This is a genomic window from Caulobacter sp. RHG1 (assembly GCF_013181195.1).
Classification (GTDB): Bacteria; Pseudomonadota; Alphaproteobacteria; order Caulobacterales; family Caulobacteraceae; genus Caulobacter.
The window spans coordinates 510,146-524,736 of record NZ_SMZP01000001.1 but is presented as its reverse complement, the minus strand read 5'-3'; the positions used below and the strand labels follow the sequence as shown (position 1 = coordinate 524,736).

Sequence of the window (14,591 nt, the reverse complement as noted above, 5' to 3'; positions counted from 1 at the left end):
CGCGTACAATGTTTTACGTTTGGTCGAGCTTTCGTTTTGGGCTGGCCGTGGATGGAAGACGGTTGCCGGGAAAAGGAGCCGGCTGGGTCATGTCCAGCCGGCCCATACAAAAAAGTTGTCGGACGCGGTGGGGTGCGCCGAGTTCCTGACACATCGACGAGTCCGGCCCTCAAGGCAACGCTCCTCTCTGTCACATGTCTGCGACAAAGGCGCACACGCGCTCCGGGCGTAGGTAACCAGAGCAAGAAAAAGGCGGTCCGCGAAGTGCGAACCGCCTGCAGGTGGGGTCTCGAATGCGCTTGGCGGCGGCCGTCGCGAGGACGGCCGCCGGTCCGTTTTAGAAGCTCTTGCGGACCGTCACGCCGTAAGTGCGCGGGGCGCTCGGATAGCCGCTGTAGCTGCCGTCCTGAGCCACGGTCGGGAAGGTCGAGATCAGGTACTTGTCGTTGGTCAGGTTCCGCGCCCAGACCATGACTTCCAGCTGACGGGGCGTGTTGGTCACGCCCAGCGAGGCGTTGATGACGTTCTGGTCGAAGCTGGACAGGTTCGGCGGAGTCGTCTCGGTCAGGTGCGTCTTGCTGGTGTAGTTGTACTCGACCCGCAGGAAGCCCTGATAGTCGGCGCTCAGCTCCTTGTTGATCGTCGCCGAGGTCGAGAACGACCACTTCGGGATGCCGGCCGGGGTGTCGCCGGTCAGGTTGCGGAAGTTCGGACGCAGGCCGGTGAGCGGGTTCACCGGGCAGCGGGCGGTGTCGTAGTTCACGCAGGCCGCGCCGGTGAAGCTGTCGTACTGCGCGTCCAGATAGGTGACCGAGGCCGCCAGGTTCAGCCACTGGACCGGGCGCCAGGCGCTGTCGATCTCGAAGCCCTTCACCGACTGCTCGCCGGCGTTGACCAGGCTGTAGCCCAGGCCGGTGAAGGCGTTGGACTGGAAGCCCTTGATCGACTGCTTGAAGGCCGCGAGGTTGGCGTAGCCGCCCGGGAAGTTGGCCTTCAGGCCCACTTCATAGACGTCGACGTCTTCCGGATTGGCGGTTCGGCCCACGCCGTTGGCGTTCGGCGGACGGCTGTCGGACGACAGGTTGTAGGCGCCCGCCTTCCAGCCCGTGGAGTAGCTGACATAGGCGTTGATCGCGCCGAAGTCGTAGGCGGCGCGAACGGCGTAGGTGACCTTGTCGCCCTTCAGGTTCCCGGACTCCGTGGCGTTCGGATAGTTGACCGGGGCGTGGTTGGTCGTGTTGCCGTAGAAGAATTGCAGCGCCCCCAGGGCGTTGTAGATGTTGCCGGGCAGGCCCAGGGCCGGGAACTGCGGCACGGCCGCCAGGTTCAGCGACGAGAACGGGTCGTTCAGGACGACGTTCGAACGCGCCTTCTTCTCGTCGTTCAGATAGGCGAGGCCGCCGGTCAGGGTCAGCTTGTCGGTGACCGCGTAGTCCACCTGACCGAACAGCGAGTACGACTTCTGGTTCATGTTGTAGAAGTCGTTGATGCCCTGGCCGGCCTGGAAGTAGGTCGAACCGGGACGCACCAGGGTCGGCGTGGCCAGGCTCTGCAGGAACTCCAGCGCATAGATGTTCGACCGGCCGGTCAGGGCCGGGCGGATCGCGGCGGGCAGGGCGCCCAGCAGAGCGGCCGGCACCGGACCCGAGAGGGCGTCGGCGAAGGCGCGGATGTCGCTGCCGTAGGTGATGGTGCGGCCGGTATCGAGCTTTTCGTCCTGATAGAACGCGCCGGCCAGCCAGCTGACGGGCCCGTCGCCGCTGGACGCCAGGCGGATTTCCTGGGTGAAGGTCTTGATGGTGTTGGCCGTGCGGTTGTTGGAGATGTCCGCGCCGGTGAAGTCGATGTCCTGGAACGAAGCGCTCTTCTGGTTCCGGTAGGCGGTGATCGCCGTCAGCTTGGCGAAGCCCAGGTCGTGATCGATCTGGCCCGAGATCCCCTTGCCCGACAGGGTGTTGTTGGGGTCGGTGTTGAAGATGACGTTGCGGTCGAAGATCTTGGACGGATCGCCGATCGGCTTGCCCAGCACGCCGCCGATGGCCAGGGTGGCCGGACCGTTCAGGATCGAGCCGACGGCGCAGCAGGTTTCGTCGATCTTGTTGTAGTCGGCGATGATCCGCACCGAGGTCTTGTCGGTCGGCTCCCACAGCACGTCGCCGCGCACCGACCAGCGGTTGCGGTCGTTGACGTCGTTGCCGGTCGTCAGGTTGGTGAACATGCCGTCGCGCTTGTTCAGGCTGCCCGAGACGCGGACGGCCAGCGTGTCGCTGACCGGGCCGGTGAACGTGCCGCGCAACTGCCTGGTGTTGAAGTTGCCGAGGCTGGCTTCGATCTTGCCGCCGGTTTCGAACTGCGGGCGCTTGGTGACGATGCTGATCGCGCCGGCCGACACGTTCTTGCCGAACAGGGTCGACTGAGGACCGCGCAGCACTTCGACGCGCTCGATTTCCGGCAGGTCGTCGAGGGCGGCGGCCGAGCGGCTGCGATAGACGCCGTCGATGAAGACGCCAACCGAGCTTTCGATGCCGTCGTTGCCGTTGCCGTTGCCGAAGCCGCGGATGATGAAGTTGGTCTGGCCGGTCGCATTGAACTGCGAGACCTTCAGCGAGGGTACGACCGTCTGCAGGTCGATCAGGTCGCGGACCTGGGCTTGTTCGATGGTCTTCTGGCCCGTGACGGCGACCGAGATCGGCACGTCCTGCAGGGTCTGTTCGCGTTTGGTGGCGGTGACGACGATTTCGTCGATGAGGCTATTGCCGGTGGTTTGCTGTGCGTAGGCGGGCGCGGCGATGGCGAGCGCCAGGGCTGACGCCCCCAGCAGGTGGACGTTTCTCATGTTCAACTCCCTGTATTTTTTTATGCGCCGCGTTCTTCCCCGCCTCAGCTCGAGCGTACTGAGGTTTCCTGGTGGGGAGCGCGGTCGTGTTGACGTTGGGGAACTGCGATCCTGGCCGTGCGTCCGACGCGCGCGAGGCGGTTGGGGAAGCCTGGCCGAGGATAGTGACGCTTTGCGTCATCGTTCGCCCCTAGCACACCCGGTCTTGCATCCCGGATGTGGCTGGGGCGATTTTAATATGAACTCGATATTCTAGCGCAAGTTAGAATTTATCGGATTGATCCAAATCACGTTCAGGGCGAGCCTCTCGCCTCGGCTTTTCGCTCGACGCTAGAATCGAGCGCGCCGAACGGGAGAGAGCGCGATTGCCGAAGGGTTCGGACCCCGCGGCCTTGGCGGATGACGTCAGGCCCTTGGCGCAGAGCCGCAAGTCGGAGCTCAAGCGCGAGGCGATCCTGCACGCGGCCATCAAGGTCATCAACGTCAAGGGGTTCGCCGCGGCGACCATGACGGAGATCGGCGCGGCGCTGGGGCTGCGCGACGCGGCGCTCTACTACTACTTTCCCAACAAGCAGGCCCTGGCCTTTGCCGGTCACCAGCGCTCGCTGGAGCGCTTCGAGGCCATCCTGACGCAGGTGGAGGCCGACGGCGGCACGGGGCTGTGCAAGCTGCGGCGGTTTCTGAAAGCGCTGCTGGACGACGGGGTCGAGAACGGCCCCCAGCTGCATTTCGGCGACCACTCCTATCTCGAGCCCGCCCAGCAGGAGGCCATCGAAGGCTGGACCCAGCGCCTGAGGCTGCGGCTCGAGCGGTTCCTGGAAGAGGGCGTGGCCGACGGCACGATCGCGCCGTGCGAGCCGGCCTTGGTGGTCCAGTTGCTGGTCGGCATGCTGATCTGGCTGACCAAGTGGACCCGCGGCACCCCGGGGCTGACCAACGAACGCCTGCTGGAGGCGATCGAGACGACCGCGCTCCAGGGACTGGCGAGGGCCTAGAGGCCCACTTCGGCCCGGACCTTCCTGGTCAGCTTGGCGGCGACCAGGTCATGGGCGGTCTTGACCCAGTCGGCGACCTCGTCGGCGTCCAGGTCTGCGAGGTCGGGGAAATGCACCCACCTGGCGCGGGCGAGGTAGGGGGCCGGCGCAGCGCGACCGCTCTCGGTCAGAACCTCGAACGCGACGTCCGAGGCCTTGAACGAGATCCCGCCGCCCAGGGTGACGCCCGTGCCGCGGACGGCGAACATCTTGCCGCCGACCTTGAACACGTGGTCGTCGCCCCACTGGATCGACAAGGTCGCGCCCGGCAGGGCCAGGCACGCCGCGTCGAAGGCTTCGGGGCTCATCAGGCCTCGACGCTCCCCTCGACGCCCAAGCCGATCGGGCAGACGACGCCGGTGCCGCCGATGCCGCAATAGCCGTTCGGGTTCTTGGCCAGGTACTGCTGGTGATAGTCCTCGGCGAAGTAGAACGGGCCGGCGGCCTCGATCTCGGTGCTGATGTCGCCAAGACCCTTGGCCGACAGCGCCTGCTGGTAGGCCTCCTTCGACGCGACGGCCGCGGCGGCCTGTGCGTCGTTGGTGACATAGATGCCCGAGCGGTACTGGGTGCCGATGTCGTTGCCCTGGCGCATGCCCTGGGTCGGGTCGTGGTTCTCCCAGAAGGTCTTCAGCAGGGCCTCATAGGTGACGACCTTCGGGTCGAACACCACCAGCACCACCTCGGTGTGGCCCGTGCGGCCGGTGCAGGTCTCTTCATAGGTCGGGTTGGGCGTGATCCCGCCTGCATAGCCGGCGGCAGTGACATAGACGCCCGGGATTTTCCAGAAGATCCGCTCGACGCCCCAGAAGCAGCCCATGGCGAAGATCGCCGTCTCCAGGCCGTCGGGAAAGGGACCCTTCAGCGGGTGGCCGTTGATGAAGTGGATGTCGGCCGTGGGGATCGGCGCGGACCGGCCGGGCAGGGCGGTGTCGGCGGTCGGCAGGTCGAGGGTTTTCTGCAGCAGCATGGCGGGCCTTTCGGAGCCGGGAATTCTTCGCCGACTGATATAGTTCGCCCTGCGATCAGTTTCATCCCGCAACGCGCTTGCTACCGGCCGGCCGCTGAGTATATTGCGCGCCTTCCCGCGCCGGGGGTCTCAACCACCCCCGACTCGAGTGCGCTGGTGAGGTGGCCGAGTGGTTGAAGGCGCACGCCTGGAACGCGTGTATAGGGGAAACTCTATCGAGGGTTCGAATCCCTCTCTCACCGCCACCACCCCGATTAAGGGGTTGATTTTAAACGGAAATCTCCAGCCTCACAACTTCGGCCCCACTCCGGGCCCCACTTACCCTGGGCGCTCGCTAGGTGATTGCTAAATTATTTTCTCATGCGTGGGCGCCGCCTTCGGAGCGACTCGCCCCGCTTGACCATCTCTGCAGAATGCCAAATTTGGCGGGTAGGGTGGAGGTAGGTCGAGATCATGGACCCGGAAGAGGACCCAAGCGACCACGACGCGCCCGACCAAGGGCGCGATTGGGTAGATGCCGCTGATATCCATCCGGGAGCCCTGCCGGCTGCGCTTAGGCGCCTGACGCTGCTGGGGGATGACCCCTTCCTCAGCATGCAAGCCACCAATCTTGGGCTCGTCGATGTCTTCCTCAATCAGCTGGAAAGCCAGTTGATGCGTGCGCGGATGGTGGAAGATGGCACGCCACTCGACACCGCGTTTGTCGCTGCCCAATCGCAGATGTGGATTTTCGCTGCCTATGAGCTCCTCCGTACTTGGAAGCAGCGGGCCAAGGATACAATGAAGCTGATTAAGGGCGGACGGGTCGAGGCGCGGTTGGCTCAATTGGAGAGGCCGCTCGGTTATCGCCACACGGCACGAGAAATAAGAGCGCACCAACTGCGCACCGCTGCCGCCCTACCCGACGCGCTGGAAACTCTCGACGCAGACCTGCGCCGCATCCATGTGACATTTGGCATGATGGAGGCGTTGCGCATGGCGCTAGCTAAACACGAGGTGCCAAAGGTCAGGGATTCAGTGGCTTTTGCGCCTGGCTATGGTCGGATCAACATGTGGAACGGCTCGATCGACTTCAAGATCTCTGTTGACGCAGGTATATTGGGAGCAACAAGTCACCGGGATTTAGCTGATGGCTTTCGCGCCATGTTCGATGGCTCTCCACGAACGTGGAGCGAGCTAGCGGATTTTGACGAGTACCTGAAGGGGCCGCCAGCAACGCCATCCTAGTCATCACGGCATGTCAGCGACCTCCGCCAATGCCGCTTTCGCCAGCGATCAGTCGCCGCTTAAGGAAGGGCCGTGAGCCGAAATGCTAAAGCCGCCAACGTGATCAGCAGAATTGGCGTCGTCAGCACAACCCCGACCTTGAAGTAATAGCCCCAGGATATCTTGATCCCCTTGGTTCCGAGGACGTGCAGCCACAGCAGGGTCGCCAGAGAGCCGATCGGGGTGATCTTCGGCCCGAGATCGCTGCCGATGACGTTGGCGTAGATCATCGCCTCCTTCACCACGCCGGAGGCGCCACTGGCGTCGATCGACAAAGCGCCGACGAGAACGGTGGGCATGTTGTTCATCACTGACGACAACAGGGCCGTGAGGACGCCTGTGCCAAACGCCGCGCCCCAGACGCCGCCCTTGGCGAAGTGGTTGAGCAGGCCGGCGACCTGGTCTGTCAGGCCAGCGTTCCGCAGTCCGTAGACGACCAGATACATGCCGAGGGAAAAGACCACGACTTGCCAGGGCGCGCCCTTCAGCACCTTGCGCGTGCTGATGACATGACCCCGGCCGGCTATCGCGAGCAAAACGACGGCGCCCACCGCCGCCGTGGCGCTTACCGGGACGCCTAGCGGCTCCAGGCCAAAGAACCCGACAAGCAGCAGGGCCAGGACTACCCAGCCGGCCTTGAAGGTCGCCGGATCGCGTATGGCCTCGCGCGGGACCTTCAACTGGCCGACATCGTAGCCGCGCGGGATGTCCCGCCGGAAGTAGAGCAACAGCGCACCGAGGGTCGCGGCGATGGCGGCCAGATCGACCGGGACCATGACGGCGGCATAGCGCGCAAAGCCGATCTTGAAGAAGTCTGCCGAGACAATGTTGACGAGGTTGGAAACCACTAGCGGCAGGCTCGCCATGTCGGCGATGAAGCCGGCGGCCATGACGAAGGCCAGGGTCGCTTTGTCCTTGAAGCCCAGCGCCATCAGCATGGCGATGACGATCGGCGTCAGGATCAAGGCCGCGCCGTCATTGGCGAACAGCGAGGATACCGCAGCGCCCAACAGTACGATCGAAGTAAACAGCAAGCGCCCCTTGCCACCGCCCCAGCGCGCCACATGCAGGGCCGCCCATTCGAAAAAGCCCGCCTCGTCGAGCAGAAGGCTGATGATGATGACGGCGATGAACGCGGCCGTAGCGTTCCAGACGATCTGCCAGACCGTGGCGATGTCGCCCAGGTGGACCACGCCCGTCGCCAACGCCAGGATGGCGCCGATCGTTGCGCTCCAGCCAATGCTCAGCCCTTTGGGCTGCCAGATCACCAGGGTGATGGTGAGGAGGAAGATGAGAAGAGCTGGGATCACAGGACGACGACTTCGCCGTCTTCCTTCGTGAAGCTCGTCGGCTTGCGATCCAGCAAGTCTAGGACGACCTCGGAGGGGCGGCAGAGCTTGACGCCCTTCGGCGTCACCACCAGCGGCCGGTTGACCAGGATCGGATGGGCGATCATCGCCTCAAGGATTTGGTCTTCGGTGGCGCTGTCGTCGAGAAGTCCCAACTCGGCGGCGGGCGTGCCCTTTTCCCGCATCAACTGGCGGAACGTCAGGCCCGCCTCGCCGGCCAGTTCGCGCAACTGATCGTGCCGCCAGCCGGCGATCAGATACTCGACGATCTTCGGCGTGTAGCCGGCGGCCTCGATCATCGCCACGACGTTGCGCGATGTGCCGCAGGCAGGGTTGTGGAAGACCACGATCGGGAAATCGGTGTCAGACATTCGGTGTCACCAGTGCAGGAAGCGAGAAGGGTTAGGCGGCGGACGTGTCCGGCGCGCTCGACTTGCCGATTTCGTCCAGGCGCCGTTGCAGCGACAGGCGGTCCAGCGAGGTCATCGGCAGGGCGCAGAAAAGCGTGATGCGGCTGTTAAGCTGGCGGTAGGCCTCGGCGAAGGCCTGGGCGCTCTCGGCGTCGGTCCCTTTGATCGCGCCCGGATTGGGAATGCCCCAATGGGCCGTCATCGGCTGGCCGGGCCAGATCGGACACACTTCGCCAGCGGCGTTGTCGCAAACCGTAAAGACGAAATCGAGGTCTGGGGCGTCTGGATTGGTCAGGGGCGCGAACTCATCCCAGCCCTTCGAGCGAAGGTCGTCGGTCTTGTAGCTCAGGTGTTGCAGCAGACTGATTGCGCGGGGATCGAGGACCCCGCTGGGCATCGAGCCGGCGGAGTAGGCCTTGAAGCGCCCTGCGCCGACCCGGTTCATGATCGACTCAGCGAGGACCGAGCGCGCTGAGTTGTGGGTGCAAAGGAACAGGACATTGAACGGGCGGTGGTTGGTGTCGTCGGTCATGCCGTCTCCAATCCGGTAAGGCAGGTTCCATCGCAGTCGGCGGCTTTGGCGACGATCTCGCCCAAAGGCGCGCAAATCTCAGGGGCGCCGTTGCAGCAGTCTTCCATGAGGAAACCCAGCAGGCCGCTCATGGCCGCGTAGTCCGCCGAGTAGATGATCGACCGTCCGTCTCGGCGCGACGTGATCAATCTGGCGTGGGACAGCACGTTGAGGTTGGCCGACAATGTGTTCGGTATCACTTCCAGCCGGCGCGCGATTTCGCCGGCAGCGATACCAACCGGGCCGGCTTTCACGAGCAGGCGGAAGATCGCCAGTCGCCCCTCATGACCGAGGGCGGACAGGCTAGTTGCGGCGGCTTTCTGTTCCATATTTCCAATATGCCGGAAATATGGGATGGATCAATCGCGAAGTTGGAGTCGCTTGCATGACCGAGTTTCCTGCCCTCGAACGGAAGTTCTTGGCGTCGATCGACCAAAGGCGGTTGGAAGCCGCAAAGCCCTCAACCCATCCGCCGCGTATCCTGCTGTTGTACGGATCGTTGCGAGAGCGCTCGTTTAGCCGACTGCTGGTGGAGGAGGCCGCCCGCATCCTTGACGTTCTAGGCTGCGAAACCCGCATCTTCGATCCGCGCGATTTGCCCTTGCCCGACGCAACAGGGCCAGATCACCCTAAGGTCCAGGAACTGCGGACACTGTCACAATGGTCCGAGGGCCAGGTCTGGTGCAGCCCAGAGCGTCACGGCGCGATCAGCGGCATCATGAAGGCTCAGATCGACTGGATACCCCTGGAAATCGGCAGTGTGCGTCCGACACAGGGCCGGACGTTGGCGGTGATGCAGGTCAGCGGCGGCTCGCAATCGTTCAACGCGGTCAACACCCTGCGACTGCTCGGCCGCTGGATGCGGATGATCACCATCCCTAACCAGTCGTCGGTCGCCATGGCCTACAAGGAGTTCGACGACAACGATCGGATGAAGCCGTCCAGCTACTACGAGCGGGTCGTCGATGTCATGGAGGAGCTGGTGAAGTTCACCCTGCTGACCCGGGATCGAGCCGACTACCTCGTTGACCGCTACAGCGAGCGGAAGGCCAATGGTCGGATCGCCGAGCACGTCGAACTTGGAGCAGCGGCGATGAACCACGAGATCCAGCAAGCCAAATGACCGCGCATCACCTGACCACCCGCCCTGCCACGCTGGCCGATGCGTCTGCGATGGCCGACATTTACAACGAAGGCATCGCCGACCGGGTCGCGACTTTCGAAACAACGCCGCGTACAGCCGAGCAGCTTTCGGGTTGGTTTGATGGGCGCCATCCAGTCGTTGTCGTCATTGACGACGCCGGTCAGGTCGCTGGCTATGCCGCGACCTTCTCCTACGCGGATCGCTGCTGCTACGCGGGCATTGCCGAGTTCTCTGTTTACGTCCGTCGCTCAAGTCGCGGCCAGGGCGCGGGCGCCGTCGCGATGAAGGCGTTGATCGAGGCCGCCACGGGTGCCGGGTTCTGGAAGCTGCTCTCGCGGGTGTTCGTTGAGAACAAGGCCAGCTTGGCGCTTCTGCGCTCAGCCGGCTTTCGAGAGGTCGGAGTCCATGAGAAGCATGGAAAGCTGGATGGAGTCTGGCGCGACGTCGTCGCAGTCGAGCGCATTCTAGAGGTCAATCTCGACTAGTCCCGCATTACGGCGTTGACCGCCTGGAGGGCTGACATCCGATAGTAGGCGTCATGGATGACAAGCCGCATACGCCATTTAACTTTAGCTCGGACCAGTGTCCGGTTCTCTACCATTACACGTCGGTCGCGGCGGCGCTTGCGATGATCGAAAGCCAAACCTTCTGGCTATCCGAGTACACGGCGATGAACGACACGTCGGAGTTTGCGTTCGCCCGCGAACTCTACCTTCGCCTCCTTCCAACGGTTGAAGGCGGCTTGTCGCTTGTGCCTCGGGTAATCGCATTGACGGCGCTAGAGGACGTTCAGCGTAACATGACGATGTTGATCGGTTCGCTGACCGAACGTCGCGACGACCTGAACCAGTGGCGCCTGTACGCCGATAACGGGGGTGGCTGTGTCGTGGGGATCGATGCTTCGTATCTTGAGCATGACGCCGGTGTCGCCATTCGGACGGTCCTCTATGACGAAGAGCGCGTGTCGAGACTTCTGAGGGCCAGCATGACGGTCCTTCAGGAAGCCTACGAGGAGGACCCCTTAGATTTTGAAGTAAGCTACGACTATGCGCGACGGGCGATAGTCGATCTCTTTACGATCAAGCACCCTGCCTTCGCCGATGAGCGAGAGGTTCGGGTTTCCCGCATGTTGGTCGTCGGCGCTCAGGGCATCACAGATGTCGGCGGCAATCGAACTGATGGGTCTGAAACACCGCCCATTCCGCCATTCGAACGGACTGGCGCGTTTGGTCTAACGCGGTCCATGTCTTTGCCATTGAGCAAGCCGAGTGGAGGAAGCGCGATCGTCTCAGTGGGAATTGGGCCTGCTGCAACAGAAGCTGACGCTCTGGAAATCACGCAGCGGCTGCAAGCTTCGGGCGTGGACGCTTGGCGATCGACACTACCGTTTAGGCGATAGCGATACGGCAGAAGCGCGGGGTTTGTGAGTCATCGCTTCCGGTTTTGTGTGAGGCGCGAGCGCTTAGCCGCGAGGCTTTGATCAACGGCTATCTCAGCTTTGCGAGGAGACGCGGCTTGCGACGATAGCCGCCGCCACCGTTCCGGATCCGCGACCGAAAGCAGGCGCTCACCTGCCGACCACATGTCGCGGTCGAGAACGTGTGCCGCCCTCTTCTCCGGCCAAGCCCAACGGGTTGGCGCAGCATTGACGATAATGGTCGACACACTGACGTAGAGCACCACCCCGCCGACGACGCCGAAGGCCGCCGCCTGCATAAGCCGCCAGTTCTGCACGCTGGCCAGCCGCGCACGGTCGATCCACCCGTCGAGATCGCGAACGGCGCGCTGAAGCGCTTCCTGGGCTTGCTGCATCGCCGCCCAGTCCTGTCGCCGGGCCTCATCACCGGCCGCCGCAATCTGCCGGGCCATCTCCACGGGGCTCATCGCCAGCGCCGGGCTCGCCATCACCTTCCCCAACCGCGCGACCGCGCCGGAGACGCCTTTAGTGATCTCGCCCAGCGTCTCGCTGTAGTCCGGCGCCGGCGACCGCTCAGCCGCCAATCCAGCGACGGCGACGTTTAGCAACGCCACCTCGCGGCGCAACGCCTCGAAGGCCACCGCCGCATCGGCTGGCTCTCCGGCTCCAACATCCTGTTCCATTTTCTTTCCTCCTAGATGCCAAGCCCGCGCCCCCGGCCGATGCCGAGGTACTGGGACAACCCCTGCCCGACGCTGCGTCCCATGTCGGAAGGCAGGCCAAGCTCGGCCCGCCGCCCGCGCAGCAACGACTCCATCTGCGGGTCGCGCTCCAGGCTCTTGGCCATGGCGCCCATGCGGTCCTTGACCTGGCCGGCGCCAGTCATGTCGCCCGCGCGGTGAAGAGCCGAGCGCTGACGCTCCAGGCCCTGCCAGCGTTCGACAAAGTGATCGGCCCGTAGACGCGGATCGGCCCGAACCTCCGCCTCAAGCTGAAGGACGCGGATCGCCCGCTGGGTACGGCCCGAAGCGGTCTCGCTGGCCAGACCCGGCTCACGCGCGTAGGCCCGTTCAAGATCCTTGGCCCCATGCGGGCTTATCTTCCCCAGCGCCTCGCGCGTTTCCTCCAGCGCCCGCCGCTGATGGGCGAGCACCGGCAGACCGCGGTCGTTCATCCGCAGGACGTCGGCCGCGGCGCGGGCGTGACGCTCCATCGCGCGGTGCTGATCAAGCTGGCTGACCTCCCGCGCCGGCGCCGTCGGCTGACGCGTCGGATTGGCGGGCTTGAACCCGGCGAACATCCCGCGCTGGCGCTGCTGAGGCGGCTTCGTCCGCATCGACGGAGGTACGTGGATGTCGCGGCGCTCCGCGAAGTCGCTGGCCATGTCCTTGGCCCGCTCGCGCGACAGCACGCGGGTCAGCTTGCCGAGATCCTCGAACTCGTCGCGGCCGTAGTGGATCTGCACGCTGTCGCGGTGCCGCGACAGGGCCACATAGGCGCCGTGACGATCCATGCCCGGCGTCGCCAGGACGTGCGTCCGATCAACGGTGACGCCCTGGCTCTTGTGAATGGTGGCGGCATAGCCGTGATCAACCTGGGCGTAGTCCTTCAGGTCGAAGACGACCGATCGCCCCGCGTCGAGCCGCACGGTCATCTGGGTGGGCGAGACTTGCTCGATTTCGCCGAGCATGCCGTTCTTCACGCCCAGCCCACGGTCGTTCTTCAGGAACATCAGCCGATCGCCGGCCGCGAATTGCCGCTCGCCACGCTCGGCCTTGACCTTCACGTTGTCACCCAAGGCGCCAGCTTGGCGCAGCCGATCGCGGGCGGTCAGATTGAGATCGCGCACCTCGTCATTGGTGTGGGTGAGGATGATCCGGTTCTTGCCCGGTTCGGCGATGCGTGCGCGGTCCCAGCGCTCGACCAGATCCTCCCGCGCTTGGTCGCGCGTCTCGGCGGCGTGGACCATGCCGCGCGCCTCGTAAGACGCCAACGCCTCGCCAGTCCGGCCGGTGGCCAACTGCCGCGTGGCGTCGCGCTGCCAGTCCTCGCGTTGGCGCCGAACCTGGGTGATCTCGACGTGGCTATGGCGCTCGGCGATCGACCGGAACGCCGCGCCGGCCTCGATGGCCTGGAGTTGTTCAGGATCGCCGACCAGCACCACCTTGGCGCCCGCCTTCTCAGCAGCCGACAGCAGCCGCTCCATCTGCCGCGAGCCGATCATGCCGGCCTCGTCGATCACCAGCACGTCGCGGGCGTCCAGCAACTGGCGGTCTGTCGCCCACTGATGCTCGAGGCTAGCGATGGTGCGCGAGCCAATGCCCGACCCGCCCTCCAGGTTCTCAGCGGCGATGCCCGACAGCGCCAGGCCCTGGACGCGATAGCCGGCGTCCTCCCAAGCTTCGCGCGCCACACCCAAGAGCGCTGACTTGCCGGTGCCGGCATAGCCGACGACGACGCTGAGATCGCGCCCCTCGGTGACGTGTTCGAACGCGGCCTTCTGCTCGCCGGACAGAACGAGACCACGCTGCTCGGCGTGCGACAGGGCGCGCCGTTGCTGCGACGCGCTGACGCCGTGCGCCCTACGTTCCGCCATCACTTCGCTAGCGCGATGCAGCCGCCCCTCGACAGCGATCATATCGCGGCTGGTGAAACGGTCCTGGCCGCGCCCGTCCTGGCCCAGCGCCACCAACTCGGGCGAGGTCCGCACCGCGCTCATGGCCCGGTCGAACTGATCCTTGCCGTCCGAGTGGCGGTGGATGAACTTCGCTAGGTCGTAGCGGGTGAAGGTCGCCTGCTGGCGGGTGATGGCGTCCAGCGCGATGCGCGGATCGGCGATGATCTTGTCGCCATTCTCGCGGGCGATGCGGTGATGATCTTCGAGCCGCTCGGTCTCGACGCCTTCGCCGGCCATGCGTCCGGCGGCCGGGCCGATCTTATGCTGCGGCTCCAGGTCGATGCCCTGGTCTTCCAGGCTGCGGTGATCGATCCGCGCGTCGATGTCGAGCTGCGCCAGCCGCTCGTTGACGTGGTCGGCCCAGGCCTCACGCCAGCGCTCCACCAGTTCGGTGCGGTTCCAGTCGCGGACCTTGGCGCCGAAGCCATCCTCGCTGATTTCGCGCATGCTGAGCATGACGTGGGCGTGGGGTTTGGCCAGACCGTCAGGGCCGATGTCCCAATGCACATTGAGATCGGCGACCATGCCGCGATCGACCATTTCGCGCTGGACGAAATCGCGGGCCAGGTCGATGCCCTGCGCCTGGTCCATCTCACGGGGAATGGCGAACTCGACCTCGCGCGAAAGCTGGGCGTCCTTGCGCTTTTCGCCGGCCTCGACGGTGTTCCACAACTTGGCTCGGTCGCAGAGCTGCTCAGGGGCACCCTCTGGCAGCATGATATCGGAATGGACGACGCCGCTCTTGTTGGTGAAGTCGTGGTCGCGATCCAGCCGCTCATCGTGCAGCCGCGAAGCCGAGCGATAGGCAGCCGAGGCCACGGCGCTGGCCCCGGTGGCGCGGCTGATGGCTTTGACGGAGAAGTGGTAGATCGCCATGGCGACAGACCACCTACTACTCTGAGCGCACGTCGGCACGA

At 64.6% G+C, this 14,591-nt stretch carries 14 protein-coding genes and 1 tRNA gene; 6 read left to right on the top strand and 9 right to left on the bottom strand.

Features of this window, described 5'->3' with window-relative positions; translation table 11 throughout:
* Positions 1-337: 337 nt before the first annotated feature.
* On the bottom strand, positions 338-2,836 hold the full coding sequence (locus tag E1H18_RS02420) for a TonB-dependent receptor (RefSeq protein ID WP_172263339.1): 2,499 nt from the start codon (positions 2,834-2,836) through the stop codon (positions 338-340).
* 365 nt (positions 2,837-3,201) lie between these two features.
* On the opposite strand from E1H18_RS02420, the gene E1H18_RS02415 reads away from it, so the two are divergent.
* Complete coding sequence (locus tag E1H18_RS02415) at positions 3,202-3,831, top strand: TetR/AcrR family transcriptional regulator (protein WP_172263337.1); 630 nt, start codon at positions 3,202-3,204, stop codon at positions 3,829-3,831.
* Here the strand turns inward: E1H18_RS02415 and E1H18_RS02410 are convergent.
* Together E1H18_RS02410 and msrA are read right to left on the bottom strand one after the other, a co-directional pair.
* Complete coding sequence (locus E1H18_RS02410) at positions 3,828-4,178, bottom strand: MmcQ/YjbR family DNA-binding protein (RefSeq protein ID WP_172263335.1); 351 nt, start codon at positions 4,176-4,178, stop codon at positions 3,828-3,830. The genes E1H18_RS02415 and E1H18_RS02410 overlap by 4 nt on opposite strands.
* Positions 4,178-4,840, bottom strand: coding sequence for a peptide-methionine (S)-S-oxide reductase MsrA (gene msrA, locus E1H18_RS02405; protein WP_172263333.1), 663 nt, complete (start codon positions 4,838-4,840; stop codon positions 4,178-4,180). The genes E1H18_RS02410 and msrA overlap by 1 nt, the downstream gene beginning before the upstream one ends.
* Before the next feature lie 155 nt (positions 4,841-4,995).
* Between msrA and E1H18_RS02400 the strand changes: the two genes are divergently transcribed.
* Both E1H18_RS02400 and E1H18_RS02395 read left to right on the top strand, forming a co-directional pair.
* A tRNA-Ser gene (locus E1H18_RS02400) sits at positions 4,996-5,085 on the top strand.
* 208 nt (positions 5,086-5,293) lie between these two features.
* Positions 5,294-6,067: a hypothetical protein gene (locus E1H18_RS02395; protein WP_172263331.1), complete on the top strand. Its 774-nt coding sequence runs from the start codon at positions 5,294-5,296 to the stop codon at positions 6,065-6,067.
* 59 nt (positions 6,068-6,126) lie between these two features.
* On the opposite strand, the gene E1H18_RS02390 is transcribed toward E1H18_RS02395, so the two are convergent.
* From E1H18_RS02390 to E1H18_RS02375, 4 genes are read right to left on the bottom strand one after another with little or no spacing between them, the layout of a single operon-like run.
* A complete protein-coding gene (locus tag E1H18_RS02390) occupies positions 6,127-7,416 on the bottom strand; it encodes an arsenite/antimonite efflux transporter (RefSeq protein WP_172263329.1) in 1,290 nt (429 codons plus the stop codon).
* A complete protein-coding gene (arsC, locus tag E1H18_RS02385) occupies positions 7,413-7,826 on the bottom strand; it encodes an arsenate reductase (glutaredoxin) (protein WP_172263327.1) in 414 nt (137 codons plus the stop codon). Before arsC ends, E1H18_RS02390 begins: the two co-directional genes overlap by 4 nt.
* 31 nt (positions 7,827-7,857) lie before the next feature.
* On the bottom strand, positions 7,858-8,397 hold the full coding sequence (locus tag E1H18_RS02380) for an arsenate reductase ArsC (RefSeq protein ID WP_172263325.1): 540 nt from the start codon (positions 8,395-8,397) through the stop codon (positions 7,858-7,860).
* Complete coding sequence (locus tag E1H18_RS02375) at positions 8,394-8,765, bottom strand: helix-turn-helix transcriptional regulator (protein ID WP_172263323.1); 372 nt, start codon at positions 8,763-8,765, stop codon at positions 8,394-8,396. The genes E1H18_RS02380 and E1H18_RS02375 overlap by 4 nt, the downstream gene beginning before the upstream one ends.
* Positions 8,766-8,821: 56 nt before the next feature.
* Between E1H18_RS02375 and arsH the strand changes: the two genes are divergently transcribed.
* From arsH to E1H18_RS02360, 3 genes are read left to right on the top strand one after another with little or no spacing between them, the layout of a single operon-like run.
* On the top strand, positions 8,822-9,559 hold the full coding sequence (arsH, locus tag E1H18_RS02370; protein ID WP_172263321.1) for an arsenical resistance protein ArsH: 738 nt from the start codon (positions 8,822-8,824) through the stop codon (positions 9,557-9,559).
* Positions 9,556-10,065 carry an arsinothricin resistance N-acetyltransferase ArsN1 family A gene (locus E1H18_RS02365; RefSeq protein ID WP_172263319.1) on the top strand — a complete coding sequence of 170 codons (510 nt, stop codon included), beginning with the start codon at positions 9,556-9,558 and terminating at the stop codon, positions 10,063-10,065. The genes arsH and E1H18_RS02365 overlap by 4 nt, the downstream gene beginning before the upstream one ends.
* A gap of 53 nt (positions 10,066-10,118) precedes the next feature.
* Positions 10,119-10,979, top strand: a complete 861-nt coding sequence (locus E1H18_RS02360; protein ID WP_172263317.1) for a DUF2971 domain-containing protein — start codon at positions 10,119-10,121, stop codon at positions 10,977-10,979.
* A gap of 29 nt (positions 10,980-11,008) precedes the next feature.
* Here E1H18_RS02360 and E1H18_RS02355 read toward each other — a convergent pair whose 3' ends face one another.
* Together E1H18_RS02355 and traA are read right to left on the bottom strand one after the other, a co-directional pair.
* Positions 11,009-11,680, bottom strand: coding sequence for a DUF6118 family protein (locus E1H18_RS02355; protein WP_172263315.1), 672 nt, complete (start codon positions 11,678-11,680; stop codon positions 11,009-11,011).
* Between the two features lie 11 nt (positions 11,681-11,691).
* On the bottom strand, positions 11,692-14,550 hold the full coding sequence (gene traA / locus E1H18_RS02350) for a Ti-type conjugative transfer relaxase TraA (RefSeq protein WP_172263313.1): 2,859 nt from the start codon (positions 14,548-14,550) through the stop codon (positions 11,692-11,694).
* Positions 14,551-14,591 lie beyond the last annotated feature (41 nt).

What these genes read in the sequence shown, in the direction of transcription:
- E1H18_RS02360 (WP_172263317.1), top strand. Translation starts at nt 10,119, where the DNA reads ATGGATGACAAGCCGCATACGCCATTTAACTTTAGCTCGGACCAGTGT.
- E1H18_RS02365 (WP_172263319.1), top strand. Translation starts at nt 9,556, where the DNA reads ATGACCGCGCATCACCTGACCACCCGCCCTGCCACGCTGGCCGATGCG.
- E1H18_RS02380 (WP_172263325.1), bottom strand. Translation starts at nt 8,397, where the DNA reads ATGACCGACGACACCAACCACCGCCCGTTCAATGTCCTGTTCCTTTGC.
- E1H18_RS02420 (WP_172263339.1), bottom strand. Translation starts at nt 2,836, where the DNA reads ATGAGAAACGTCCACCTGCTGGGGGCGTCAGCCCTGGCGCTCGCCATC.
- E1H18_RS02375 (WP_172263323.1), bottom strand. Translation starts at nt 8,765, where the DNA reads ATGGAACAGAAAGCCGCCGCAACTAGCCTGTCCGCCCTCGGTCATGAG.
- traA (WP_172263313.1), bottom strand. Translation starts at nt 14,550, where the DNA reads ATGGCGATCTACCACTTCTCCGTCAAAGCCATCAGCCGCGCCACCGGG.
- arsC (WP_172263327.1), bottom strand. Translation starts at nt 7,826, where the DNA reads ATGTCTGACACCGATTTCCCGATCGTGGTCTTCCACAACCCTGCCTGC.
- E1H18_RS02395 (WP_172263331.1), top strand. Translation starts at nt 5,294, where the DNA reads ATGGACCCGGAAGAGGACCCAAGCGACCACGACGCGCCCGACCAAGGG.
- msrA (WP_172263333.1), bottom strand. Translation starts at nt 4,840, where the DNA reads ATGCTGCTGCAGAAAACCCTCGACCTGCCGACCGCCGACACCGCCCTG.
- E1H18_RS02410 (WP_172263335.1), bottom strand. Translation starts at nt 4,178, where the DNA reads ATGAGCCCCGAAGCCTTCGACGCGGCGTGCCTGGCCCTGCCGGGCGCG.
- E1H18_RS02355 (WP_172263315.1), bottom strand. Translation starts at nt 11,680, where the DNA reads ATGGAACAGGATGTTGGAGCCGGAGAGCCAGCCGATGCGGCGGTGGCC.
- arsH (WP_172263321.1), top strand. Translation starts at nt 8,822, where the DNA reads ATGACCGAGTTTCCTGCCCTCGAACGGAAGTTCTTGGCGTCGATCGAC.